This is a genomic window from Nocardiopsis sp. M1B1, assembly GCF_052466615.1.
This window is the reverse complement of sequence record NZ_CP196194.1, coordinates 1,086,125-1,110,280: the sequence shown is the minus strand read 5'-3', so window position 1 is coordinate 1,110,280 and position 24,156 is coordinate 1,086,125. Positions and strand designations below refer to the sequence as shown.

Genomic DNA, 24,156 nt, shown 5'->3' with positions numbered 1-24,156 from the left:
GCGGTGCGTCACTCGTCCGCGGCGTTGAGCTCCTCGAAGGACTCGGGGACGCTGAGCGGGCCGATCTGCCCGACCGGCCAGATGATCACGAAGGCCCGTCCCACGACGTGGTCGATCGGGACCGCGCCGCCGCCGGGGTTGTTCTGGTTGAGCCGCGAGTCGGAGGAGATCGCCCGGTGGTCCCCCATCAGCCACAGGTGTCCCTCAGGCACCTCGATCGGGCCGAACTCGGTGTGCGTGGCCACGCTGCCCGGGTACAGGTAGGCCTCTTCTTCGAGGGGGACCCCGTTGACCAGGACGCGGTTCTGCTCGTCGCAGCACTCCACGGTGTCACCGGGCAGGCCGATGACCCGCTTGATGTACTCCTTGCCCGTGGGCGCCGCGCCCAGCTGCTGCTGCACCCACGTGAACGCGGCCGAGACCGGGTTGGTGGGCTCCGGGACCGACACGGTGTTCGGATCGTCCCAGGACCCGTTGCCGTCGAAGACGACCACCTCGCCGCGCTCGATGTCGCGGAGCTCGTAGACGACCTTGTTGACGAGTACCCGGTCACCGACGAGGAGCGTGTTCTCCATCGAGGTGGAGGGAATGTAGAAGGCCTGCACCAGCCAGGTCCTGATCACGAACGCCAGGACCACGGCGATCACGATCAGGACGGGGAGTTCCTTCCAGAACGACCCCTTCTTCTCGGTGCTCTGGGACTTGCCCATCTCTTCGTCCGCCCCCTCCTCCGACTCCTCGCCGTCGGTACCGGAGACAGCACTGGCTCCCGAGCTCTCATGAGCTCGGGAGCCAGTGGCGGAGTCGTGCTCCTCCGGACCGGGCTGGGCGGATTCCTCGTCCTGGACCCCGTCCGAGCCGAGGTCCTTCTCGTCTTTGCTCATCGAGCCGAAGCCTATCCTGCCTCCCTGGCGGGAGCGGAGAGATTCGACACGGAAAAACGCCGGGAGGAAGCCCCGGGCCGCCCGGTCGCGGACTAGCGGCGCTCGCGGATGCGGGCGGCCTTGCCGCGCAGGTCGCGCAGGTAGTACAGCTTGGCGCGACGCACGCGGCCGCGGGCGGCGACCTCGTACTTCTCGATGGCCGGGGTGTGGATCGGGAAGGTGCGCTCCACGCCCACGCCGTAGCTCACCTTGCGGATGGTGAAGGTCTCGCGGTTGCCCGAGCCCTGGCGGCGGATGACGACGCCCTTGAAGACCTGGACACGGGTACGGTTGCCCTCGGTCACACGGACGTGGACGTTGAGGGTGTCACCCGGACGGAACTCCGGGACGTCGGAACGAAGCTGGGCCTTCTCCAGCTCCTGAATGGCGGTGTGCATCTCGCGAATCCTCATCGATAGCGCTCCGCGTCCTGCTCCCCTGCGGGGGAGGGGGTACGCGGGCGAGGGCCCGAATGGGTCTGTACTGTCGAACCGCCCGGGTGACCGTCACAGAGGCCGACGTCGTACCGCCGGCATGCGGATGCCGCCGGTCACCGAGGGGAACCCACCCAGTTTGCCACATCTCAGGTGGCGTCTCGAACGGCCTCCTCGGCCAGGACCTCCCGGTCGCGCCGGTCCAGCGCCTCCTCGGGCAGGGTCTCCACCAGGTCGGGGCGGTTGCGCGCGGTCTTGCGCAGGGCCTGGTCGCGGCGCCAGCGGTCCACGGCGCCGTGGTTGCCCGACAGCAGCACCGGCGGCACCTCCCGGCCGCGCCAGGTGGCGGGCTTGGTGTAGACCGCCCCCTCCACGAGGTTCTCCATGCCGCCGGAGGCGAAGGAGTCCTGCACCGCGGACTCGGTGTTGCCGAGGACGCCCGGCAGCAGCCGGGTGATCGCCTCGACCATCACCAGCGTCGCGGACTCGCCGCCGTTGAGCACGTAGTCGCCGATGCTGACCTCCTCGACGGGCATGCGCTCCGCGGCGTCCGCCGCGACCCGCGAGTCGATGCCCTCGTAGCGGCCGCAGCCGAAGACCAGCCGCTCCTCCTTGGCCAGGCGCTCGGCGTCGGCCTGCCGGAAGGGGCGGCCGCTGGGAGTGGGCAGGATCAGCCGCGCGGGGCCCTCCCCCACGACCTCGTCCAGCGCCTCGCCCCACGGCTCGGGCTTCATCACCATGCCGGGGCCGCCGCCGTAGGGGGTGTCGTCCACGGTGTTGTGGCGGTCGTGGGTCCAGGAGCGCAGGTCGTGCACGCGCACGTCGAGCAGCCCGGACACGCGGGCCCTGCCGATCAGGGACAGGTCCAGGGGGCCGAAGTACTCGGGGAAGATGCTGATGATGTCGATGCGCACGGCGCGCCCCTTCAGTCGGCGAGGTCGAGCAGGCCGGGCGGCGGGTCGATGACGATCCGGCCACCGGCCACGTCCACCTCGGGGACCAGGGCCGCCACGAAGGGCACGAACACCTCCGCGCCGTCCGGGGTGGTCACCACCAGGAGGTCCTGCGCGTGGTGGAGCACGTCCGCGACCGTGCCGACCGGCTCCGCGCCGGTGGTCACCGCGGCCAGGCCGATGAGTTCGTGGTCGTGGAACTCGTCCGGGTCGTCCAGCGGCGGGATGTCCTCGGAGTCCACGAGCAGGGCGGTGCCGCGGAGTCCCTCCGCGGCGTCGCGGTCGGCCACGCCCTCGAAGCGCACGAGCAGGCGGCCGCTGTGGCGGCGCGTGGAGACGACGGTGAGAGGACCGGCCCCGGCCGGGTCGGTGTCCAGCACGGAGCCGTCGGCGAACCGGGCCGCGGGGTCGTCCGTGCGCACGTCCACGGCGACGTCGCCGCGGACTCCGTGCGCGCGGCCGATCCGGCCGACAACGAGTCGCATGGGGATTCTTCCTTCCGCCCCTCGGGGGGTGAGAAAACTGTGCCCGGGACCGGGCGCGTGCGGTGGGCACGGGCCCCGGGGTCCCGGGCACGGGTGCGGGGCGCCGACCGCTGGCGGTCGGCGCCCCGAGAGGCGCGTCAGCGCACTTCGTGCAGGTCCAGCAGGTCCACGCGGACGTAGCGGCCCCCGGCCAGGGCGCCGATGACGGTCCGCAGGGACTTGGCGGTGCGGCCGTTGCGGCCGATCACCTTGCCGAGGTCGTCGGGATGGACCCGGACCTCCAGGACTTTGCCCTTGCGGAGCCTCTTGGCTCTCACCTGGACGTCGTCGGAGTTCGCAACGATCCCCTTCACGAGGTGCTCAAGCGCCTCTTCCAGCACGTCAGGCCTCGCCCTCGGACTTCTCAGTCTCGGTGGTCTCAGCGGTCTCGGCGGGCTTGTCCGCCTTGTCCGCCTTCTTCTCGGACTTGCGGCCCTTGCCCTTGCCCTCGGCACCGGGGAGCACGAGCTCCTTCAGAGCGGCCTGGAAGGCGGCTTCCTTGGCCTCGGGGTCCTTGGCCTCGGCGACCTGGAGCGGAGCCGGGGCGGGCAGGCCCTTGAACTTCTGCCAGTCACCGCTCTTGCGCAGGAGGACCTTGACCGCGTCGGAGGGCTGGGCGCCCACGGACAGCCAGTACTGGACCCGCTCGGAGTCGACCTCGATGAGGCTCGGGTGCTCCTTGGGGTGGTACTTGCCGATCTCCTCGATCGCCTTGCCGTCCCGCTTGGTGCGGGCGTCGGCGACGATGATGCGGTACTGGGGCGTACGGATCTTGCCCATACGCTTGAGCTTCAGTTTGACAGCCACTGGAGTGGTCTTCTCCCGATTAACGGTGTAAGGCGCCCGGCGGCGAAACCACGTGGGGTTGCGGCACCCGACGGGACAGACGTGGGTGGCGGGCTAGTTAGAGGGCTGGCCCGGCACCGTTAGTCGACTACTCATTGTGCCAGACGCGGACGTGTTCCCCGGACACGACACCGGCGACACCCGCGTACGGATCGGTGGCGGACACGGAGGCGGCCCGTCCCCGGAACGTGGACGGGCCGCCCCGCCCGGTCTCCCGGGCGGCGCCAACCGCCCGCCTCCGAGGAGACGGGCACGCGGGCGGGCCAAGGCCCGCCCGCGTCCGCGGTGCGGTGGGCTGCGCCACACGCATGGTAGCGCTCGGCCCCTCGGCCGACGGGCGCGAGGGCCGGTACCGGCCGCGCCTACTTCTTGGGCAGCTTGAAGTTGGACAGGTCGGGCATGTTGGGGCCGCCGAAGCCGGGCGGGAGCGTGGGCTGGCCGCCGCCCCCCAGACCCGGGGGCAGCTGCGGCGGCTGCTGGCCGCCCTCCTCCTGGCGTCGCTGGCGCTCGGCCGCGCGGTCGACCTCCTGCTGGCGGGCCTTCATCGGGTTGCCGCTGCGCTGCTTGCCCTTCTTGGCCTTCTTCGCCTGGGCCTTGGCCTTCTTGCGGTTGGCGCCGCCCATGCCCGGCATCCCGGGCATACCCGGCATGCCGCCGCCGCTCTTCATCTTGCGCATCATCTTCTGCGCCTCGAAGAAGCGGGTGACCAGGCCGTTGACATCGCTGACCTGGGTGCCCGAACCGTTGGCGATGCGCAGGCGGCGCGAGCCGTTGATCATCTTGGGGTTGGCGCGCTCGCCCGGGGTCATCGACTGGATGACGGCCTGGATGCGGTCCAGGTCCTTGTCGTCGATGCTGTCGATCTGCTCGCGCATCTGGCCCATGCCGGGCATCATGCCGAGCAGGTTGCCGATCGGGCCGAGCTTGCGGACCATCTGCATCTGCTGGAGGAAGTCGTCGAGCGTGAAGTCCTCGTCCGACGCCATGGTCGAGGCCATCTTCTCGACCTCGGCCTCGTCGAACGTGCGCTGGGCCTGTTCGATGAGGGTGAGGACGTCACCCATGTCCAGGATGCGCGAGGCCATCCGGTCCGGGTGGAAGAGGTCGAAGTCCTCCAGCTTCTCGCCGGTGGACGCGAACATGATGGGACGGCCGGTGATGTGGCGGATGGACAGGGCCGCGCCGCCGCGCGCGTCGCCGTCGAGCTTGGTGAGCGCGACCGCGTCGTAGCCGACCCCGTCGAGGAAGGCCTGCGCGGTGTTGACCGCGTCCTGGCCGATCATCGCGTCGACGACGAAGAGGATCTCGTCCGGGTCGACCGCGTCGCGGATGTCCGCGGCCTGCTGCATCATCTCGCTGTCCACGCCGAGACGGCCGGCGGTGTCGATGATCACCACGTTGTGGTTGTTGCGGCGGGCGTGCTCGACGGACTCGCGGGCGACCTGGACGGGGTCGCCGACGCCGTTGCCGGGCTCGGGCGCGAACACGGGGGTCCCGGCGCGCTCACCGACCACCTGGAGCTGCGTGACGGCGTTGGGGCGCTGGAGGTCGGCGGCGACCAGCAGCGGCGTGTTGCGGTCGGCGGCCAGCCACCGGGCGAGCTTGCCCGCCAGGGTGGTCTTACCGGCGCCCTGGAGGCCCGCGAGCATGATCACGGTCGGCGGGTTCTTGGCGAAGCGGATCTGCCGGGTCTCGCCGCCGAGGATCCCGACCAGTTCCTCGTTGACGATCTTGATGACCTGCTGAGCCGGGTTGAGGGCCTTGGAGACCTCCTCGCCCCGGGCGCGCTCCTTGATCCGCGCGATGAACTCGCGGACCACCGGCAGCGCGACGTCCGCCTCCAGCAGCGCGAGACGGATCTCCCGCGCGGTCGCGTTGATGTCCTCCTCGGACAGGCGCCCTTTACCGCGCAGCGAGGAGAAGACCGATGTCAGCCGGTCGGAAAGCGTCTCGAACACGAGTGTGGCCAGTCCTTCGTCTCGGAGTTGGTCTCCCAGCCTACCGGGCCGGGATCACCTCGCAGTATCACGAGGCGGGCGGGGCCGGAACACGGCCGAGGGCGGGGACACCGTCCCCGCCCTCGGCCGCCGTGCGCTCGAAGCCGCGCCCCGCGGGTACCTCTAGTCGCCCTCTTCCTCGGCCGTCTCCGACGCCTCCTCGGAGGGGGAGGCCCCGCCCGACAGGGTGGCCTCGCGCTGCTCGGCGAGGGCGGCCAGCATCTCCTCCTGCTGGCCGCCGGTCAGGCCGCGCGTGGACAGCTGGGCCTCACCGTCGATGGGGTAGGTCTGCTGGACGGAGCTGACGATGTTGTAGTCGGCGCTGCACGAGAGCTCCAGCGTGCCGCCCGCCTCCAGGGTGCCGCTGTCCTCGCAGTTCTGCTCGCCGATGTCGGCGTTGCTGAAGGTGACGTCCATGCTCACTGCCACCTCGCCGCTGCCGTCGCCGCCCGCGTCCCGCACGGTCCCGGTCCAGGTGCAGTTGGGACCGTCCTCGCACGTCATGGAGGGGCTGCCCTCCCAACCGACCTCGATGCGGGCGTCCCGGGAGGAGGTCAGCTCCTCCTCGGTGGCGGTGGTGACGCCGTCGTAGAGCTCCTCGACGGCGGCGGTCTCGGCCTCGGCCAGGTCAAGGCGGACCTGGGGTCCGGTCTCGGCCTCCTCGGGGACGAGCTCCTCGATGGCGATGCGCTGGATCTGGCTGGTCTCGGCGTTGATCCAGACCTGGTTGCGCTCGCCCGCCAGGTCGATCCGGTAGGTGAGCGTGCCGTCCAGGTTCTCCTCGACGGCCTCCTCCGAGTCCAGCTCGATGCCGCCCAGGATGGCGGAGAGCTCCGGCGGGGCCAGGGCGGCGCTCGGGTTGAACCCGGCCTGGGCCGAGGAGGCCCGCACCCAGTTCCCGTCGAAGTCGTCGAAGTCGGGGCTGAAGACGCCCTGGTCGAGCCAGAAGTCCTCCGCTGCGCGCAGGAACATCCTGCCGTCCGCGCTGATCAGCTCGGCCTCGATGCCGTTGGCGCGGACGGTGCCGCTGGCCGTGCCGCTGTCGGCGACGGTCAGCGAGGCGTCGCGCACGTCGGCGGAGCCGACGCTCTCGGCCACCTGCCCGGTGGCGGTGAGCGCCGGGTAGGCGGCCAGGTCGGCCAGGGCCTGCTCCATCAGCGGCGCCGCGGCCACCGGCTCGGCGGCCTCCGGGCTGGGCTCCTCCTCGCCGCCGCCCCCGGGGCGCAGGTGGCTGAGGTCGATGGAGCAGCCGGACAAGCCGAGGGCGACGACCGCGCCCGCGGCGGCGAGGGCCACGCGGCCGCCTCTGCGACCCGTGATGTGACTAACCGGCGCCATCTTGCCTCCTGACCCCGACATGTGGGGCACTGTACGAATCAGCATGGTTTCCGGGTGGACGGCGGGGTGGACGCGCCGGTCCCCGACCCGTTCCTGGTGTGGGATGCGAATGCGCGGCTCCCGGTTGTGCCGCGTGCCCCTTGTTCGGGGGAGCCGGGAACGGGGCCGCCCGCGTGGCGGAGCCGTCGGTCGGGCGCCGTGCGCCCGGGCTCTACCGCCGTACCGCTCAGAGGGTACCGAACGGATACACAGGCCACAGCCAATACGGTGCCAGAAATGCCCATATATGCCATGAAAAGTGGCTGAGCACACGAACGGGGCTGACGGAGATCTCTCTCCGTCAGCCCCTGGACACCTCGCCGGGTCAGTGGCGCAAGGCCCGCGGCCTCGACGCTGAGGTCTAGGCCTTGGCCTTCGGCGAGGCCGTCTCCCCGCCCGGAGGCGTCGGCAGGGAGACCGCTTCCGTCGCGTCCTCGAGCTCGTCGAGTTCGTCGAAGGCGTAGGCGGACTCGGCGTGCAGCTCGTGGTCGAGCCCGTTGGTCTCCACCTCCTCGGGGATGCGGAACCCGATGACGAGGTGGATGACCTTGGCGATGACCCAGGTGACGGCGAAGGAGTAGAGCATGACGCCGATCACGGCGATGGTCTGGACGGCCAGCAGGCCGATGCCGCCGCCGTAGAGCAGGCCGTCGGAGCCGCCCGCCACACCCGCGGCGACGAGGCCGAGGACCAGGGAGCCGACGATGCCGCCGACCATGTGGATGCCCACCACGTCGAGCGCGTCGTCGTACTTGAACTTGAACTTCCAGCTGATGGCGTAGGCGCAGACCGCACCGGAGAGCAGGCCGACGGCGATGGCGCCGAGCGGCGTGACGTTGGCGGCGGCCGGGGTGATGGCGACCAGGCCCGCGACTGCGCCGGAGGCGAAGCCCAGTGCGCTGACCTTGCCGTAGCGGAAGCGCTCGACGAGCATCCAGGCGCCGGTGGCGGCGGCGGTGGCGACCTGGGTGTTGACCAGGGCCAGGGCGGCGGTGCCGTCGGCGGCGTAGGCCGAGCCCGCGTTGAAGCCGAACCAGCCGAACCACAGGAGCGCGGTGCCCAGCAGGACGAACGGCAGGTTGTGGGGGCGCATCGACTCCGAGCCGAAGCCCTTGCGGCGGCCCAGGACGAAGGTCAGGGCCAGCGCGGCGGCGCCGGCGTTGATGTGCACCGCGGTGCCGCCCGCGAAGTCGATGACCGTGTAGCCGCCGATCTCCAGCTGCTCGATCCAGCCCTCGCCCCAGACCCAGTGGGCGACGGGGAAGTAGACCAGGAGCGCCCAGACCGGGACGAACAGCAGCCAGGCGCCGAACTTGGCGCGGTCGGCGATGGCACCGCTGATGAGGGCCACGGTGATGACCGCGAACATCATCTGGAATCCGGCGTCGACCAGCAGCGGGTAGCCGCCGGTGCCGTCCTCGGCCGCGGGCTCGATCTCACCGATCAGGTTGGACAGGCCGACGTAGTCCAGGCCGCCGATGAAGGTGTCGAGCGCCCCGGGCCCGTCGGAGTAGGTGAGCGAGTGGCCGATGACGACCCAGAGCACGCTCACGACCGCGATGCTCGCGAAGCTCATCAGCATCATGTTGAGGACGCTCTTGGCCCGTGACATGCCTCCGTAGAAGAAGGCCAGGCCCGGGGTCATGAGCATCACGAGGGCTGCGCTGATCAGCAGCCACGCCGTGTTGCCGGAGTCAATCATTGCGTCGCCTCCATAGGACGGACGGGGGATTGTGTCTGTGAGGGCGGCGGTCAGCGAGCGCATCATCGGGCCCGATGCAGAACACCACGCAGGCAACTGTCGGACCGGGGTGTTTCTCGCCAGGACCCGGTGTGTTGCGCGCCGGTAAAAGGACAGACGGCAGTGTTAAGGCGTCATGAACCGAAGCCGCAGTCCGCGCGAACGCACGTGCACCGACACAGAGCGACCCCCGTCACACCACCGGAGAGCGATTCCGTGGTCACGAAAGGTGACATCTCACGGGATCGGCGCGGGCGCGGTCAGGTACCGGCGCCCCCGTGTTGCACCGGAGTTTCCGCCGCGTGTCGTGCGTCACATCCGTGTTCCGGTCGGCGGAGGGCCGGTCGCGAGAGGCGCGGACACCGGGAGGCCGGGTACGAAAAGGCCGGACACCCTTGCGGATGTCCGGCCGTGCGTCGTCGGGTCCCCCGTCACTCCGTGGACAGGATCGCGTCCACGAAGACCTCGGGGTCGAAGGGGGCCAGGTCGTCGGGGCCCTCGCCGAGCCCGACGAGCTTGACCGGCACGCCCAGTTCGCGCTGGACCTGCACGATGATGCCGCCCTTGGCGGTGCCGTCGAGCTTGGTCAGGGCGATGCCGGTGACGTTGACGACCTCGCCGAACACCCGGGCCTGGCGCAGGCCGTTCTGCCCGGTGGTGGCGTCCAGGACGAGCAGGACCTCGTCCACCTGGGACTTCTTCTCCACGACCCGCTTGACCTTGCCCAGCTCGTCCATGAGCCCGGTCTTGGTGTGCAGGCGTCCGGCGGTGTCGATGATGACGGTGTCGGCGCCCTCCTCGACGCCCCGCGCCACGGCGTCGAAGGCCACGCTGGCGGGGTCGGCGCCCTCCTCCTTGCGCACGACCGGGGCGCCCACGCGGCTGCCCCAGGTCTCCAGCTGCTCGGTGGCGGCGGCGCGGAAGGTGTCGGCGGCGCCGAGCACGACGCTGCGGCCGTCGCCGACCAGGACGCGGGCCAGCTTGCCGGTGGTGGTGGTCTTGCCGGTGCCGTTGACCCCGACGACCATGACCACGCCCGGGCGTCCGCCGTGCGGGCCGGTGTGCACGGCGCGGTCGGCCTCGGTGGTGATCTGGGCGAGCAGCTCCTCGCGCAGCAGCGCCCGCACCTCCTCCGTGCCGCGGGTGCCCAGGACCTTGACGCGGGTACGCAGGTTCTCCACGATCTGCGCGGCGGAGGCCACGCCGATGTCGGCGGTGATGAGGGTGTCCTCGATCTCCTCCCAGGTGTCCTCGTCCAGGGAGTCGGAGGACAGGAGGTTGAGCAGGCCCTTGCCGAAGGCGTTCTGCGAGCGGGCCAGGCGCGCGCGCAGGCGGACCATGCGCCCGGCCGAGGGCGGCGGGGTCTCCAGCTCCGGCGGGGCGGGTTCGACGGTCTCCCGCACGGGCGGGGGCGCCTGGGCGGGGGGCGTGCTGACGGTCCCCGAGTCCCGTTCCCGGTCCTCCACGGCGGTGGCCCCGGCGGAGCCGCCGGTGGGTTCGGGTTCGGTCTCGTCCTTGCCCGGTTCGACCGAGCGCCGGGTCGTGACCAGGAAGAACCCACCGGCGGCCAGGAGCACGACGGTGATGATGATGGCGACGAGCAAGGTGATGTCCATAGCACCTTCCAGTGTTCCAGAGTGTGCGACGCGTTCGCGTCACGGCCGGGTGGCGCGCCGGGAACGAAGCGAGTACCGGTGGACCCCTCCCCTTCCCGGACACCCCGGAACCACCGGTGACAGCGGGGTCTCAGGTGCCGCGGTGGCGCGTGGTGCGCAGGATGAGCACGAAGAAGGGCGCGCCGAGGAAGGCGGTGACCACGCCGATGGGCAGTTCCGCGGGGGCGATGAGGGTCCGGGCGACGATGTCCACCAGGACCAGGAAGGCGCCGCCGAGGAGCACGGTGACCGGCAGGATCGCCCGGTAGTTGGAGCCCACCAGGCGGCGCACGACGTGCGGGACGACGATCCCCACGAAGCCGATCAGGCCGCTCACCGACACCGCGGCGGCCGTGGCCAGGGACGCGGCGCTGATCACCACGATGCGCACGGCGGCCGGGTTCAGTCCCAGGCTGACCGCCTTGTCGTCGCCCAGGGCGAGCATGTCCAGCAGGTAGCCGCTGGCCAGCAGGACGACCAGCCCGACCACCGCGTACGGGGCGACCAGCCGCACGTCGTCCCAGCCGCCCCTGCCGAGTCCGCCGAGCAGCCAGGCGAAGATGCGCTGGAGTTCGTCCACGCCCATCTGCTGGACGAGGGTCTGGGCGGCGGACAGGAACGAGGAGACGGCCACGCCCGCCAGGACGAGCGCGGCGGTGCCGCCCCCGCCCGCGGTGGACCCGAGCAGGTAGGCGGCGGCCACGCCGAGCAGGGCGCCCGCGAACGCGGCGACCGGGACCAGGGCGCGCGGGGAGTCGCTGAACTGCGCGCCGAAGACGATGACCGTCGTCGCGCCGAGCCCGGCCCCGGCGGCGGCGCCGAGGAGGTAGGGGTCGGCCAGCGGGTTGCGGAACACGCCCTGGTAGGCGCCGCCCGCGGTGGCCAGGAGGGCGCCGACGAGCGCGCCCATCACCACGCGCGGCAGGCGCAGCTCCACCAGGACGGCCGCCTCCCGTTCGGTGAGGGGGGACCGCGTACCGAACGGCAGGAGGCTGAGCAGGTGCCGGGCGATGTCGGCCGAGGAGAGGGAGGCCGCTCCGGCGGAGACGCCGAGCAGGGCCGCCGCGAGCAGCACGGCCAGCCCGCCCGCGACCCACCCCAGCGGGAGGCCGACACCGCCCCGCACGTCAGTCCGCCGCGTTCTCGGTGACGGCCCGGCCGACCAGCTCGGCGAACTCGACCACGCGCGGCCCCCAGCGGGAGGCGATGTCGGCGTCGAGCAGGTAGACGGCGTCGTTCTCCACCGCGGCGACGGTGCCGAAGGCCGGGCGCCCGGCCACGTCGGCGACCGTCGACTCGTCCCCGTAGGACAGGAAGATCAGGTCCGGGTTCTGCTCCACGACGTACTCCTGGGACAGCTGCGGGTAGCCGCCCGCGGCCCCGTCGGCGTCGGCCGCGTCGGCGATGTTGACCAGGCCGAAGGACGCGTAGATCTGGCCGACGAAGGTGTCGGAGGTGGCGGAGTAGGAGGTCTCGTCGAGCTCCTGGTAGAAGGACAGGCCGGCGTCGCCGGTCTCCTCGCACACGCCCTCGACGATCGCGTTGAACTCGTCCTCGACCCGGGTGGCCTCGGCGTCGGCCTCCTCGGTGTGGCCGGTGACGTCGCCGAGCATGCGGATCTGGGCGTAGGTGCCCTCCAGGTCCTGGGCGGCGTCCAGGACCAGCGACGGGACGCCGACGTCCTCCAGCTGGTCGGCGGTCGCCTCGGCGCTGCGGGCGAGCAGGACCAGGTCGGGGTCGTACTCGGTGATGGCCTCCACGCTGGGCTCGAAGCCGCTCAGCGAGGTGGTGGGGGCCTCCTCCGGGTAGTCGGAGTACTCGTCGGCGGCCTCGACCCGGTCGCCCGCGCCGATGGCGAAGAGCATCTCGGTGTGGCTGGCCGACAGGGAGACGATCCGCTCGGGGGCCTCCTCGACGGTGACCTCGCCGGTGGCGTCGGTGACGGTGACGGGGAAGGTGCCGTCGCCCACGGACAGGCGCTCGGGGTCGGGCTCCGGGGGCCCGCAGGGGACGGAGGCGGCCTCGGTGGCGGGCTCGGCCTCGGGCTCGCCGCCGTCCTGTGCACCGCAGGCGGTCAGGGCGAGCACGGCGCCGAGAAGGACGGGGGAAAGGTGGCGTGCGGTCCGCACGGTGCTCCTTGTCGGGCGGGGGGAAGGAGCTGCGCGGTCCCGACGGAGGCGGCCTGTCCTTCCCACGAGGACGGGGACGTCGGTGTCGGGGAGGCGACCTGGCTCGTCCCCCGAGGGGGCCTCACAGTTGCGGGACAGCGCCGGGTTGGACGGCCGGTTGTGGCCGCGCTACCGGACTTCGCTCCGTCGACACCGGTCGGGCCGCCCGTGGGCGGCCCGGAACCTCCAGCCTACTCGGCCCGCCGCGCACCCCCGCGGACGCCCCGGCGGCTACTCTGGCCTGCGCTTTCCCCGGCGGGGCCGCGCTCCTTCGCGGCGGGGAGGCCGGGAGGTCGCCGCGCGGGGACGGGCCATCCCCTTTCGCATCTTTTATTGCTTTCGCGAAAAAAGAGAAGAATGACCGTTTTGATTATGTCTGTAAAGCAGAGGGATGGTTCAGGCCCCCGTGTGTCCAGATTGAGCCTTGGTGAGCATTGACACTTTCATGGCGCACGGCAATGATCTCGTTGCTATGCGCGCCGATTAACCGATGACGGACATTAAGCGGCGTATCCCCCTGAGCACCACAGTCGTACCCAGTGGGGTACTCCCGCTCCCCCGGTGTCCTGAGGCGCGCACCGAGAAGGGATGTGTTGACAAGGTGGTACCCCACCGCACGCGCCTGGCGTCGCTCGCCGGGTTGACACTCGTCGCGGGCCTGGTCGCGGCCGCACCGGCCAGCGCCGACGACGCCTCCGAGCTCGCCCCCCTGCACCCCGCTCCCTCCGCCGAGAACGGCGAACTGACCCACCAGGCGGACGGCCTGTGGTTCATCGAACTGGAGAGCCCCCCGACCACCGCCGGCACCTCCTCGGCACAGGTCGAGAACGAGCACGAGGCGTTCCGCGCCGAGGCCGAGGAGACGGGCCTGGAGTACACCGAACGGCACTCGTTCGGCGACCTCTGGAACGGCTTCTCCGTGGAGATGGACGACGCACAGGTGGGCACGGCACGGGAGATCCCCGGTGTCAGCGCCATCTACCCCGTCGTCACCTACGAGGTCCCCGAGGGCGACGCCGGCGTCCCCGACCTGGACACCGCGCTGCCGATGACCGGGGCCGACATCGCCCAGAACGAACTCGGCCTCACCGGCGAGGGACTGCGCGTGGCCGTCATGGACACCGGAGTCGACTACACCCACCCCGACCTGGGCGGCGGCGGCTTCCCGAACGACCGGGTGGTCACCGGGTACGACTTCGTCGGCGACGACTTCAACGCGGGCGACCCCACCACCGTGCCCGCCCCCGACGACGACCCCCAGGACTGCCACGGCCACGGCACCCACGTGGCCGGGATCGTCGGCGCCCGGGGCGAGGTCACCGGTGTGGCGCCCGGCGTGGACTTCGGCGCCTACAAGGTGTTCGGCTGCGAGGGCTCCACCACCTCCGACATCATGATCGCCGCCATGGAGCGGGCCCTGGCCGACGACATGGACGTGCTCAACATGAGCATCGGCTCGGCGCACTCCTGGCCGCAGTACCCCACCGCGGTCGCCTCCGACAACCTCGTCGCCGAGGGCATGGTCGTGGTCGCCTCCATCGGCAACGAGGGCGACACCGGCCTGTACTCCGCTGGCGCCCCCGGCCTGGGCGAGGACGTGATCGGCGTCGCCTCCTACGACAACACCCACATCCGGTCCGCGTCGGCGACCGCCAACCCCAGCGGCGAGACCCTGGCCTACATGGAGATGGGCGAGGCCTCCCCGCCGCCCACCTCGGGCGAGACCGACGAACTCGTCCACGTCGGACGGGGCTGCCCGTCCCTGGGCGACGAGCTGGAGGCCGACCCCGAGGGCAGAACAGCCCTCATGGTGCGCGGCGCGTGCACCTTCGCCGAGAAGTACGACGCGGCCGTGTCCGCGGGCGCCACCGGCGTGGTGATGTACAACAACGTCCCCGGCATGTTCGCGGGCAGCGGCATCGTCGACCAGGGCGCGTTCTCCATCGGGATCTCCGACACCTCCGGTGCCCACCTGCTGGAACTCCTGGAGGGCGACGAGCCCGTCACCCTGTCCTGGACCGGTGAGAGCACCACCATCCCCAACCCGACCGGCGGGCTGATCAGCTCCTTCAGCTCCTTCGGCCTGTCCCCCGACCTGGCCCTGAAGCCGGACATCGGCGCGCCCGGCGGCCTGATCAACTCCACCTACCCCATGGCCAAGGGCGGCTACGCCACCATCAGCGGCACCTCGATGTCCTCGCCGCACGTGGCGGGCGGCGTCGCGCTGCTGCTGGAGGCCCGCCCCGACCTCGGCGCGCACGAGGTGCGCGACGTCCTCCAGAACAGCGCCGACCCCAAGGCCTGGTGGGGCGACCCCGACGCGGGCTACACCGACAACGTCCACCGACAGGGCGCGGGCATGATGGACGTGCCCGGCGCCGTGCTGGCCACCACCGCCGTGACCCCGGGCAAGCTGTCCCTGGGCGCCACCGAGGGCGAGGTGACCGAGACGATCACCATCGCCAACGACGGTGACGAGGAGGCCACCTACACCCTGGACCACCAGAGCGCCCTGGGCACCCACGGCAACACCTTCACCCCCGGTTACAACGACGCCTCCGCCCAGGTGGCCTTCGACCGGGACGAGGTGACCGTCGCCCCGGGCGGCACGGCCGAGGTGCAGGTGACCTTCACCCCGCCCGCCCAGGACTTCGCGCAGATGATCTACGGCGGCTACGTCTCCGTGGCCGAGACCGGCGGCGAGACCTACCGCGTCCCCTACGCCGCCTACAACGGCGACTACCAGCAGATCGAGGCGATGACCCCGATCACCGACGGCAGCGGCAACGTGCTCGAACTGCCGTGGCTGACCAAGATCACCGAGTGCGGCGCGTTCTCCGGCCTGGAGTGCGTGGGCGAGGGCGGCGGCACGTTCGAGAACCAGCCCGACGGCGCCACCTACACCCTGGAGTGGACCGACGGCCTGCCCGACGTCCCGTACGTCATCGCGCACTTCGACCACCACGTCACGCTGCTGGAGATGACCGTCGTCGACGAGCGCACCGGGCGCCCCGTGCACCCGGACCGCAACGTCGGGGTGTCGGTGGACCACGTGAACCGCAGCGCGACCGGGACGTCGTTCTTCAGCTACGCGTGGGACGGCACGGTCCTGGACCGCCACGACCGGATCACCCCGGTCCGGGACGGCCGGTACCGCCTGGAGGCCCGCGCGCTCAAGGCGCTCGGCGACCCGGACAACCCCGACCACTGGGAGACCTGGACCTCCCCGGTCATCACCATCGACCGCGGCTAGCCGTGCCCCTTTGGGGCTCCGCTTCGCTTCGCCCCGTGTTCGGGCGCCCGGAGAGCGGGAACCTTCGGCGCTTCCGGTGAGACGGCTCGTTCCTCGCAGCCTCACCTCCAGCACCTCCAGAACCCCGCGGGCGCCCGAACCAAACCCCCGACGGCCGGGGCCGGACTCCGGCCGCGGGCCGGGGTTCGCGGCCGGGGCCGCCCTCCCCTCCGGGAGGGCGGCCCCGGCCGTGCGTCAGGCGGGGCGCTCCAGCTTCTGGCTGATCACCTGGGAGATGCCGTCACCCTGCATCGTCACGCCGTACAGCGCGTCGGCCGCCTCCATGGTGCGCTTCTGGTGGGTGATCACGATCAGCTGCGAGGCGGCCCGCAGCTCCTCGAAGATCACCAGCAGGCGCTGGAGGTTGGTGTCGTCCAGGGCCGCCTCGACCTCGTCCATCACGTAGAACGGGGACGGCCGGGCCTTGAAGATCGCGGCCAGGAAGGCCACCGCGGTCAGGGAGCGCTCGCCGCCGGAGAGCAGCGACAGGCGCTTGACCTTCTTGCCGGGCGGACGGGCCTCCACCTCCACACCGGTGGTCAGCATGTCCTCGGGCGAGGTGAGCAGCAGCCGCCCCTCGCCCCCGGGGAAGAGCCGCCCGAAGATCGCCGCGAACTCCCGCTCCACGTCCAGGTAGGCGGAGGAGAACACCTCCTGCACCCGGGCGTCGACCTCCTGGACGATGTCCATCAGGTCCCGGCGGGTCTTCTTGAGGTCCTCCAGCTGGGCGTTGAGGAAGGCGTGCCGCTCCTCCAGCGCCGCGAACTCCTCCAGCGCGAGCGGGTTGATCTTGCCCAGCTGGTTGAGCTGGCGCTCGGCGGCCTTGGCCCGCTTGGCCTGCACCTCGCGCACGTACGGCAGCGGGACCGCGTCCTCCTCGGCGTCGCCCGGAGGGGGCACGGGCACGTTCGGCCCGTACTCGGCGACGAGGGTGGGCACGTCCACGCCCATCTCCTCACTCGCCCTGACCTCCAGCTGCTCCAGGCGCAGGCGGCGCTCTGCCCGGGCCACCTCGCCGCTGTGCGCCGAGCTGGTCAGCTTCTCCAGGTCGACGGACAGCTCGCGGACGCGGGCGCGCACGGTCCGCAGCTCGGCGTCGCGCGCCTCCTTGTCCGCCTCGGCGGCGGTGCGCTCGGCCTCGGCCGCGGCCAGGGACACCGCGATCCGCTCCAGGGCCAGGCGGGCGCCCTCGGCGGCGGCCTCGGCGATGGTGGCCTGCGCGGCGCGGGTGCGACGGCGCTCGGCGGCGCGCTCCATGGCGCGGCGCTCCTCGAAGGCCTGGGCGCGCAGCTGCTCGGCGCGGCCCTCGATCGAGCGGGCGCGCTCCTCGGCGGTGCGCACCGACAGGCGGCGCTCCATCTCCGTGGCGCGGGCCCGCGAGGCCTGGGCGGCGAGCTCGTCGCGGGTCTCGGGGTCCGGCGCGTCCTCCTCGATGGAGGCGGCCACCTCCTCGGCCTCGGCCAGCTCCTCCTCCAGCCGCTCCAGCTTGGCGGCCTCCTCGCCGCGCGCGGCGGCGGCCTTGGCGGCGGCGGCCGCGTACCGCTCGGACTCGGCCTCGGCGGAACGGGCCTGCCCGCCCAGCTTGCCCAGCCGCTGCGCGGACTCGTTGCGCCTGCGGTCGCCCTGGCGGCGGCGCGCGGTCAGCTCCTCGACCTCGGCGGCCAGGTCGGCGCGCTCGCGCCTGCGCTCCTCCAGTTCGGCGGCGATCCGCCCGGCGGCCTCGGTGGCCGTCTCCAGCCTCCCGGCCGCCTCGTCCACGGCCGCCTGGACCTCCAGCAGGCTCGGCGCGGCGGCCGAACCGCCGTGCACCAGCGCGGCGGAGAACACGTCCCCCTCGGGGGTGACGGCGCGCACGCCGGGGACCTTGCGGACCAGGTCGCGGGCGGCGCGGGCGTCGGCCGCCAGCGCGGTGCGGTCCAGTAGGGCGGTGACCGCTCCGGCCAGGTGTTCGGGGGCGACTACGGCGTCGAGGGCGTAGCGGACCCCGGAGGGCAGCGCGGGCCACTCCCCCCGGGGCACCGAGGGGACGGCCTGGGCGATGACGATCCCGGCGCGGCCCGCGTCCTCGGACCGGAGCAGGTCGAGCGCGGCCACGGCGGTGTCGGGGTCGCTGACCGCGACCGCTCCGGCGGCCGTGCCGAAGGCCGCGGCCACGGCGGTCTCCTGGCCGGACTCGACCTGGACGAGGGCGGCGAGGCTGCCGAGCATCCCCGGCAGGTCGGCGCCCAGGAGGGTGTCGGCGCCGTCCTTGTGCGCCAGCCCCAGCTCCAGGGCCTCCTTGCGCGCGGCGAGCGCGGCCCGCTCCCCTTCGGCGGTGCGCTCGGCGTCGCGCAGCCGGTTGATCCCGGCGTCGGCCTCGGACAGGCGGCGGGCCGCCTCCTCCTGGGCGGCGTCGAGCTCGGCGTCGCCCTCGTCGAGACCGGCGGCCTCCTCGGCGGCCATCTCGTACTCGGCCTGGGCCCGCTCCGCGCGTTCGGCGGCCTGGCGGGCGGACTCCTCAAGCCGGGTGATCTCGTCCCCGTTCGAGGCGAGTCGGCCGCGCAGGCTCTCCACCCGCGCGGACAGCCGCACGAGGCCCTCCCTGCGCTCGGCGGAAGCGCGGTTGGCGGCCTCCAGCCGCTTCTCCTCGCGGTGCAGGGCGTCCTCGGCCGCGGAGCGCTCGGTGACGGTGGCCTCCAGGGCCTCGCGTGCCTCCTCCAGCCGGGTGAGCAGCTCCTCCTCCTGGGCGGCGGCCTCCTCGGCCTCCATCTCCAGTTCCTCGGGGTCGCGGCGGTGGACGGGCTCGTCGGAGACGGAGGCCAGGTTGCGGTGGCGCTCGTTGGCCAGGCCGCGCACGGCGTCCAGGCGCTCGGTCAGGCGCGACAGCGCGTGGTAGGTCTCCAGGGCGCGGGCCAGGGCGGGCGCGGCCTCGGCGGCCTGCGCCTCCAGCTCGGTCTCGCGCTCCTGGGTCTGGGCGAGGGCGGCCTCGGCGGCCCCGCGACGGGCGAGGACCTCCTTCTCGTCCGCCTCCTCCTTGGCCAGCTGACCGGTGAGCGTGACGATGTCGTCGGCGAGCAGGCGCAGGCGGGAGTCGCGCAGGTCGGCCTGGATGACGGCGGCCCTGCGGGCCAGCTCCGCCTGGCGGCCCAGGGGCTTGAGCTGGCGGCGCAGCTCCGCGGTGAGGTCGGTGACCCGGTCCAGGTTGCCCTGCATCGCGTTGAGCTTGCGGATCGCCTTCTCTTTGCGCTTGCGGTGCTTGAGGATGCCCGCGGCCTCCTCGATGAGGGCGCGGCGCTCCTCGGGACCGGCGTGCAGGACGGTGTCCAGCTGCCCCTGGCCGACGATGACGTGCATCTCACGGCCGATGCCGGAGTCGCTGAGCAGGTCCTGGATGTCCAGGAGGCGGCAGGTGTCGCCGTTGATGGCGTACTCCGAGCCGCCGTTGCGGAACATGGTCCGCCGGATGGTGACCTCGGTGTAGTCGATGGGCAGCGCACCGTCGGTGTTGTCGATGGTGAGGCTGACCTCGGCGCGGCCCAGCGCCTGGCGGGTGGAGGTGCCCGCGAAGATGACGTCCTCCATCTTGCCGCCGCGCAGGGACTTGGCCCCCTGCTCCCCCATCACCCAGGACAGGGCGTCCACCACGTTGGACTTGCCAGAGCCGTTGGGACCGACCACACAGGTGATCCCGGGCTCGAAACGCAAGGTGGTGGCCGACGCGAACGACTTGAAGCCGCGCAGCGTCAGATTCTTCAGGTACACCCACACCTCCCACGACGGTCACCGTTGATACACAGCGCGACCACCTAAGGGTGCCACGAAGCGGTGACCGGAGGGTGGGGTTCTGCCTGGTGTCCCCGAGCGGACGGCCTTGGGACCCGCGCCCGGGCGGGAAAGGAGGGGGATGTCCGGCGGACACGGAGGGTTGTGGAAGGGCCCGCCGGGTACAACGGTAAAAAGAGCCGCAAGGGAAAGGAAAGTCTGCGGCGAGGCGGACTGAGGACAGCGGACCCGGCCCGTCGACGGTCCCGGCCAGGGACGCCTGACTCGTGTGTTCGGCGTCCCCGTCAGTGGGTCGACCACATCGGAAAGAGCAGCTCTGGCTGCGCCCGAAACGTCGACGGCGTCAGGTCAGGCGAGCGCCGGCTCGCGGTCGGTCGCGCCGGAGGCGGCATCGGTGACGGCCATGCTGAGCTGGTCGTTCTGTGCCTGGAGACGGCTGATCTCGTCCTCGAGGTCGCGTACCCGGTTCTGGAGCCGCCGCACCTCCGAGACTATCCGAGGGTCGGAGACGCCGACGTGGCCAAACAGAGCCTTCGCCATGATGTGGGTCCTCCACACTGAGTGACCAGTGATGATCCGCGCACGTGATGTCCCGTGGAAAGCCGACCGATGGTGGTCCGGCCCGGGTGGAAGATCTGCGCGATGTGTCTTCCAGAGTCTCACTGTGCGCGCCGCTGGTCAAGATTGGATTACGACAGTCCGTAACGGCCACGCCCCGGACAGGTATCCTGGGCAGGTGGCAGCGCACGATCCGAACACGGCTACCCCGGTCCGGCCGGAACACGCGGACCGGCCGCACGATGGTCGCCTCACACCCCGCGAGACCCTGCCGCGAGCCCCTGGGGACCGCCGCGGTCGCGCGGTGTGCTCGAATCGCGTTACCCCACAAGCATACTCACCGTTCGTCGAATCCGGTGAACGTCCCCCCAGACGAGGACCAACGTTCGACCACGGAGTCCACACGACCGGGTGTTGCACCGCCCCGGAGATGGCCAAGAAGCCGCTCGCACGCGTTCCTGGAACCCTCGGCGACCACCTCGACGCGGCCGTCCCGGAGGTTAGTCGCCGCCCCGACCAGGCCCAGTTCCAGCGCCTTGGACCGCGTCCACCAGCGGAAACCCACGCCCTGCACGTGCCCGCGCACCCACGCGGTCATCCGGACGGCCTCGACCTCGTCCCCCACGGACGGACTCCTTACTTACCTGGCAGACATACTTTGCTTGCCGACACGCCAAAGGGGCCTTATTTCCGGCCGCGGGGCGCCCTCTGGCAGGTCGGACAGCTGTAGGAGGAGCGGTTCATGAACGCCTCGCGCACGATCAGGGCGCCGCACCGCCCGCACGGGCGGTCGCGGCGGCCGTAGGCGTTGAGCCCGCGCTCGAAGTAGCCGCTCTCGCCGTTGACGTTGACGTAGAGGCCGTCGAAGGTGGTGCCGCCCACTTCCAGGGCCTCGTTCATCACCTGGCCCACGTGACCCAGCAGCTCCACCGCCTCGGCGTCGGACAGCCCCCGCGTGGAGCGCGCCCAGTGCAGCCTGGACCGCCACAGCGCCTCGTCGGCGTAGATGTTGCCCACCCCGCTGATCAGCGACTGGTCCAGCAGAGCCCGCTTGACCTCGGTGCGCCGGGCCCGCAGCGCCCGCACGAAGTCCTCGGCGACGAAGTCGGGGTCCAGCGGGTCCAGGGCGATGTGGTCCACCGACGAGGGCACGTCCTCGCGCGCCCCGGGCACGTCCACCATCAGGTGGCCGAAGGTGCGCTGGTCGACGAAGCGCAGCTCGGTGCCGTCCGACAGGGGCAGGCGCACCCGCAGGTGCCTCTCGTCGGGCTTGCCCTCGGGCTGGACCAGCATCTGCCCGCTCATGCCCAGGTGGGTGAGGAGCATCTCGCCGCTGTCCAGGACGAGCCACAGGTACTTGCCGCGGCGCCGCGCGGCGGTGGGCACGCGGCCCGACAGGCGGGCGGCGAAGTCGGCGGGTCCGGGCAGGTAGCGGCGCACCGCGCGGGGGTGCAGGACCTCGACGGCGCCGACGGTGCGGCCCAGGGCGTGTTCGGCCAGGCCTCGACGGACGACCTCGACCTCGGGGAGTTCGGGCACGGCCGCCTCACCCCTGCCCGTCGCCGGGGACGGCACCGGCCGCGCCCGCGCCGCCCGCCGCGCTGGCGGCGGCCTCGGAGCGGGCCTTGATGGCCTTCCACGCGGACTCGGCGGCCTGCTGCTCGGCCTCCTTCTTGCTGCGCCCCTCACCCAGACCGTAGCTCTCCCCCGCGACGCGGACCGTCGCGCGGAAGGTCTTCTGGTGGTCGGGCCCGCTCTCGTCCACGTGGTACTCGGGGACGCCCAGCATCTCGGCCGCGGTCAGCTCCTGAAGGGAGGTCTTCCAGTCCAGGCCCGCGCCCAGCCCGGAGGCGGTGGCGATGAGCGGGTCGAAGAGGCGGTGCACGAACTCCGAGGCCACGTCCAGGCCGCGGTCCAGGTAGACGGCGCCGATGACGGCCTCCAGGGTGTCGGCGAGGATCGAGGACTTGTCGCGGCCCCCGGTCCCCTCCTCACCGCGGCCGAGCCGGATGTAGGCGCCGACGCCCAGCCCCCGTGCGACGTCGGCCAGGGCGCGCATGTTGACCACGGCGGCGCGCAGCTTGGCCAGCTGCCCCTCGGGCAGGTCGGGGTGCTTGCGGAAGAGGGTGTCGGTGACCACCAGGCCGAGCACGGAGTCCCCGAGGAACTCCAGGCGCTCGTTGGTGGGCAGGCCGCCCTTCTCGTAGGCGTAGGAGCGGTGGGTCAGCGCCCTGAGCAGGATCTTCGGATCGACTTCGACCCCGATGGCCTGGTGGAACGCCTTGGCTTCGGAGACGGGGAGTTGGTTGGCCACTCGTTCACTTCCCTGTTCGTACGCGCCGGGCTGCGGCGCGCGGACTGCTGGAGTCGGGTGCGGCCCCCGCGGCTCCGTCAGGGTGCTCGAAAACGAGGTGACCGTCGCGGGAGGCTCCGCTCCCCCGGCAACCACCACGAACTCGGGAACCCGGGAGAGCCCGGACCGCCGTGCGGCGCGCGCACGCTCCCGCGCGCCGGTGCTCGTCGTGTATCACGCTTTGTTCCTTGGGATCACTCTACAAACCCGCGTACGGCGGCGCTCAAGGAGTACGAGGACGGGGGGCCGAATCCGCGCGGACACCGCCCGCACCGGCGCGGGCACCCGCCGCGCACGCGGAGCGGCACGGGCACGGGCACGCGACTCAGCACGTGCGCGGGCACGGACGCTCCGGCCGCCCGTCGACCGGTGACAGCACTTCGGGGCGGACCCCTGTGCGGGATCCGCCCCGAGATGGCTGGGGAACCGGGTGCGAGGACCCGGGACCCGTCATCCGCCGGACGCGTTCGGCTGCGGTGCGCAGGACCAACGATGTGATCCACGGCGCGCCTAGGCCGGGTTGGTGACCTGGCGGTTGTTGTAGGTGCCGCAGGTCGGGCACGCGATGTGGGGCTGCTTGGGGTCGCGGCAGCGCGGGCAGTTGACCAGCACCGGGCGCGACGCCTTCCACTGGGAACGGCGGGTCCGGGTGTTGCTCCGCGACATCTTCCGCTTCGGGACGGCCACTTCAATCCTCCTGGGTCACCCCCGCGCGGTCGCGGGAGGTCGCTTCTCTCGGTCACCCCGCGCACTGTGGCGGGGAAGGTGTGCCCCGGTCGGCGGGGGCTCGCCCGGGGGCGGCCGTCCGCGATCGGTGCACGAGCTCATCGTTCGCCGGGGTCGTCCGCGATGTCGCGGAGCGCCTCCCAGCGCGGGTCGATGTTGTCGCCGTGGCCGTGGTCGGGCCCGGCCTCGGCGAGTTTGGCACCGCACTCGGAGCACAGGCCGGGGCAGTCCGGACCGCACAACGGTGTGAGCGGGAGCGCGAGCACGACGGCGTCTCGGACCACGGGTCCGAGGTCGAGGAGATCGCCCTCCAGATAGTAGTCCTCATCCTCGTCGTCCGCGTCCTCGTCCGCCCCCGCCACCACGTCGTCGTCGGCGGAGTAGCGGTACAGCTCCTGGAATCCGGCCTCGACGCCGTCCGAGATCGGGTCCAGACAGCGCGAGCACTCCGCGGTGAGCTGGCCGCGGACGGTGCCGGTGACGAGGACTCCCTCCATCACCGCCTCCAGGCGCAGGTCCAACTCGACCTCGCTGCCCTCGGGCACGGCCGCCATCGCCGTGGCGAACGCCTCGGGGACGGTGACGATGCGGTTGACGGTCCGCATCGACCCCGGCTGGCGGCCCAGCTGGCGGGTGTCGACCACGAACGGGTCACGAGGATCTAGGCGAGACAGGGTCATCGGGCTTTCACGAGGATTGCGGGCGCAGCACCGGCACGCGCGGGAGGCATCGCGTGCGACGGGCGCGGCCGGTGTCGGGGCACGCCGAGAACCGACGGTACCCATGGTCAAACCGAGATTGTACCCAGCATGTACCCTGCCGCCCAAATCAGCCCCGGCCCGGTGGG

At 71.9% G+C, this 24,156-nt stretch carries 20 protein-coding genes; 1 reads left to right on the top strand and 19 read right to left on the bottom strand.

The window, feature by feature from the left end:
- Nucleotides 1-8 precede the first annotated feature (8 nt).
- The 12 genes from lepB to ACSTA4_RS04950 form a co-directional block, all read right to left on the bottom strand.
- Nucleotides 9-884, bottom strand: a complete 876-nt coding sequence (gene lepB / locus ACSTA4_RS05005; protein ID WP_444962576.1) for a signal peptidase I — start codon at nucleotides 882-884, stop codon at nucleotides 9-11.
- A 92-nt stretch (nucleotides 885-976) separates the two neighbouring features.
- Entirely contained in the window at nucleotides 977-1,321 is a 345-nt protein-coding gene (rplS, locus tag ACSTA4_RS05000; RefSeq protein WP_019608682.1) for a 50S ribosomal protein L19, read from the bottom strand.
- Between the two features lie 185 nt (nucleotides 1,322-1,506).
- Complete coding sequence (gene trmD / locus ACSTA4_RS04995; protein ID WP_444962575.1) at nucleotides 1,507-2,271, bottom strand: tRNA (guanosine(37)-N1)-methyltransferase TrmD; 765 nt, start codon at nucleotides 2,269-2,271, stop codon at nucleotides 1,507-1,509.
- Between the two features lie 11 nt (nucleotides 2,272-2,282).
- Complete coding sequence (gene rimM / locus ACSTA4_RS04990) at nucleotides 2,283-2,795, bottom strand: ribosome maturation factor RimM (RefSeq protein WP_212641390.1); 513 nt, start codon at nucleotides 2,793-2,795, stop codon at nucleotides 2,283-2,285.
- A gap of 137 nt (nucleotides 2,796-2,932) precedes the next feature.
- Nucleotides 2,933-3,175 (bottom strand): RNA-binding protein, encoded by a 243-nt coding sequence (locus ACSTA4_RS04985; protein WP_013151282.1) that lies wholly within the window; start codon nucleotides 3,173-3,175, stop codon nucleotides 2,933-2,935.
- Nucleotide 3,176: 1 nt separating this feature from the next.
- Nucleotides 3,177-3,641 carry a 30S ribosomal protein S16 gene (gene rpsP / locus ACSTA4_RS04980; protein ID WP_013151281.1) on the bottom strand — a complete coding sequence of 155 codons (465 nt, stop codon included), beginning with the start codon at nucleotides 3,639-3,641 and terminating at the stop codon, nucleotides 3,177-3,179.
- A gap of 401 nt (nucleotides 3,642-4,042) precedes the next feature.
- Nucleotides 4,043-5,638 carry a signal recognition particle protein gene (gene ffh / locus ACSTA4_RS04975; protein ID WP_444962574.1) on the bottom strand — a complete coding sequence of 532 codons (1,596 nt, stop codon included), beginning with the start codon at nucleotides 5,636-5,638 and terminating at the stop codon, nucleotides 4,043-4,045.
- A gap of 162 nt (nucleotides 5,639-5,800) precedes the next feature.
- The gene (locus ACSTA4_RS04970) at nucleotides 5,801-7,015 is read right to left on the bottom strand and encodes a hypothetical protein (RefSeq protein ID WP_444964100.1); all 1,215 of its coding nucleotides are present in this window, start codon (nucleotides 7,013-7,015) and stop codon (nucleotides 5,801-5,803) included.
- Between the two features lie 400 nt (nucleotides 7,016-7,415).
- Complete coding sequence (locus ACSTA4_RS04965) at nucleotides 7,416-8,756, bottom strand: ammonium transporter (protein WP_248773629.1); 1,341 nt, start codon at nucleotides 8,754-8,756, stop codon at nucleotides 7,416-7,418.
- Nucleotides 8,757-9,226: 470 nt separating this feature from the next.
- On the bottom strand, nucleotides 9,227-10,411 hold the full coding sequence (ftsY, locus tag ACSTA4_RS04960; protein ID WP_444962573.1) for a signal recognition particle-docking protein FtsY: 1,185 nt from the start codon (nucleotides 10,409-10,411) through the stop codon (nucleotides 9,227-9,229).
- Nucleotides 10,412-10,541: 130 nt separating this feature from the next.
- Nucleotides 10,542-11,576: a FecCD family ABC transporter permease gene (locus ACSTA4_RS04955; RefSeq protein ID WP_444962572.1), complete on the bottom strand. Its 1,035-nt coding sequence runs from the start codon at nucleotides 11,574-11,576 to the stop codon at nucleotides 10,542-10,544.
- Nucleotide 11,577: 1 nt separating this feature from the next.
- Nucleotides 11,578-12,579: an ABC transporter substrate-binding protein gene (locus tag ACSTA4_RS04950; RefSeq protein WP_444962571.1), complete on the bottom strand. Its 1,002-nt coding sequence runs from the start codon at nucleotides 12,577-12,579 to the stop codon at nucleotides 11,578-11,580.
- Nucleotides 12,580-13,219: 640 nt separating this feature from the next.
- On the opposite strand from ACSTA4_RS04950, the gene ACSTA4_RS04945 reads away from it, so the two are divergent.
- A complete protein-coding gene (locus tag ACSTA4_RS04945; RefSeq protein WP_444962570.1) occupies nucleotides 13,220-15,871 on the top strand; it encodes a S8 family serine peptidase in 2,652 nt (883 codons plus the stop codon).
- A gap of 234 nt (nucleotides 15,872-16,105) precedes the next feature.
- On the opposite strand, the gene smc is transcribed toward ACSTA4_RS04945, so the two are convergent.
- The 7 genes from smc to ACSTA4_RS04910 form a co-directional block, all read right to left on the bottom strand.
- Entirely contained in the window at nucleotides 16,106-19,651 is a 3,546-nt protein-coding gene (gene smc, locus ACSTA4_RS04940) for a chromosome segregation protein SMC (RefSeq protein WP_444962569.1), read from the bottom strand.
- 369 nt (nucleotides 19,652-20,020) lie between these two features.
- Complete coding sequence (locus ACSTA4_RS04935; protein ID WP_444962568.1) at nucleotides 20,021-20,212, bottom strand: hypothetical protein; 192 nt, start codon at nucleotides 20,210-20,212, stop codon at nucleotides 20,021-20,023.
- A gap of 355 nt (nucleotides 20,213-20,567) precedes the next feature.
- The gene (locus ACSTA4_RS04930; protein WP_444964099.1) at nucleotides 20,568-20,828 is read right to left on the bottom strand and encodes an acylphosphatase; all 261 of its coding nucleotides are present in this window, start codon (nucleotides 20,826-20,828) and stop codon (nucleotides 20,568-20,570) included.
- Between the two features lie 86 nt (nucleotides 20,829-20,914).
- Nucleotides 20,915-21,769, bottom strand: a complete 855-nt coding sequence (gene mutM / locus ACSTA4_RS04925) for a bifunctional DNA-formamidopyrimidine glycosylase/DNA-(apurinic or apyrimidinic site) lyase (RefSeq protein WP_444962567.1) — start codon at nucleotides 21,767-21,769, stop codon at nucleotides 20,915-20,917.
- Between the two features lie 7 nt (nucleotides 21,770-21,776).
- Complete coding sequence (gene rnc, locus ACSTA4_RS04920; RefSeq protein ID WP_416025650.1) at nucleotides 21,777-22,544, bottom strand: ribonuclease III; 768 nt, start codon at nucleotides 22,542-22,544, stop codon at nucleotides 21,777-21,779.
- 549 nt (nucleotides 22,545-23,093) lie between these two features.
- On the bottom strand, nucleotides 23,094-23,270 hold the full coding sequence (rpmF, locus tag ACSTA4_RS04915) for a 50S ribosomal protein L32 (protein ID WP_013151268.1): 177 nt from the start codon (nucleotides 23,268-23,270) through the stop codon (nucleotides 23,094-23,096).
- A gap of 137 nt (nucleotides 23,271-23,407) precedes the next feature.
- A complete protein-coding gene (locus ACSTA4_RS04910; protein ID WP_444962566.1) occupies nucleotides 23,408-23,989 on the bottom strand; it encodes a YceD family protein in 582 nt (193 codons plus the stop codon).
- Between the last annotated feature and the right edge of the window lie 167 nt (nucleotides 23,990-24,156).

Bases quoted from the DNA above. Each gene is read 5' to 3' on its own strand.
- ACSTA4_RS04935 (WP_444962568.1), bottom strand. From the start codon at position 20,212: ATGGCGAAGGCTCTGTTTGGCCACGTCGGCGTCTCCGACCCTCGGATA.
- ACSTA4_RS04970 (WP_444964100.1), bottom strand. From the start codon at position 7,015: ATGGCGCCGGTTAGTCACATCACGGGTCGCAGAGGCGGCCGCGTGGCC.
- ACSTA4_RS04930 (WP_444964099.1), bottom strand. From the start codon at position 20,828: ATGACCGCGTGGGTGCGCGGGCACGTGCAGGGCGTGGGTTTCCGCTGG.
- ftsY (WP_444962573.1), bottom strand. From the start codon at position 10,411: ATGGACATCACCTTGCTCGTCGCCATCATCATCACCGTCGTGCTCCTG.
- lepB (WP_444962576.1), bottom strand. From the start codon at position 884: ATGAGCAAAGACGAGAAGGACCTCGGCTCGGACGGGGTCCAGGACGAG.
- rimM (WP_212641390.1), bottom strand. From the start codon at position 2,795: ATGCGACTCGTTGTCGGCCGGATCGGCCGCGCGCACGGAGTCCGCGGC.
- ACSTA4_RS04965 (WP_248773629.1), bottom strand. From the start codon at position 8,756: ATGATTGACTCCGGCAACACGGCGTGGCTGCTGATCAGCGCAGCCCTC.
- rplS (WP_019608682.1), bottom strand. From the start codon at position 1,321: ATGCACACCGCCATTCAGGAGCTGGAGAAGGCCCAGCTTCGTTCCGAC.
- ACSTA4_RS04910 (WP_444962566.1), bottom strand. From the start codon at position 23,989: ATGACCCTGTCTCGCCTAGATCCTCGTGACCCGTTCGTGGTCGACACC.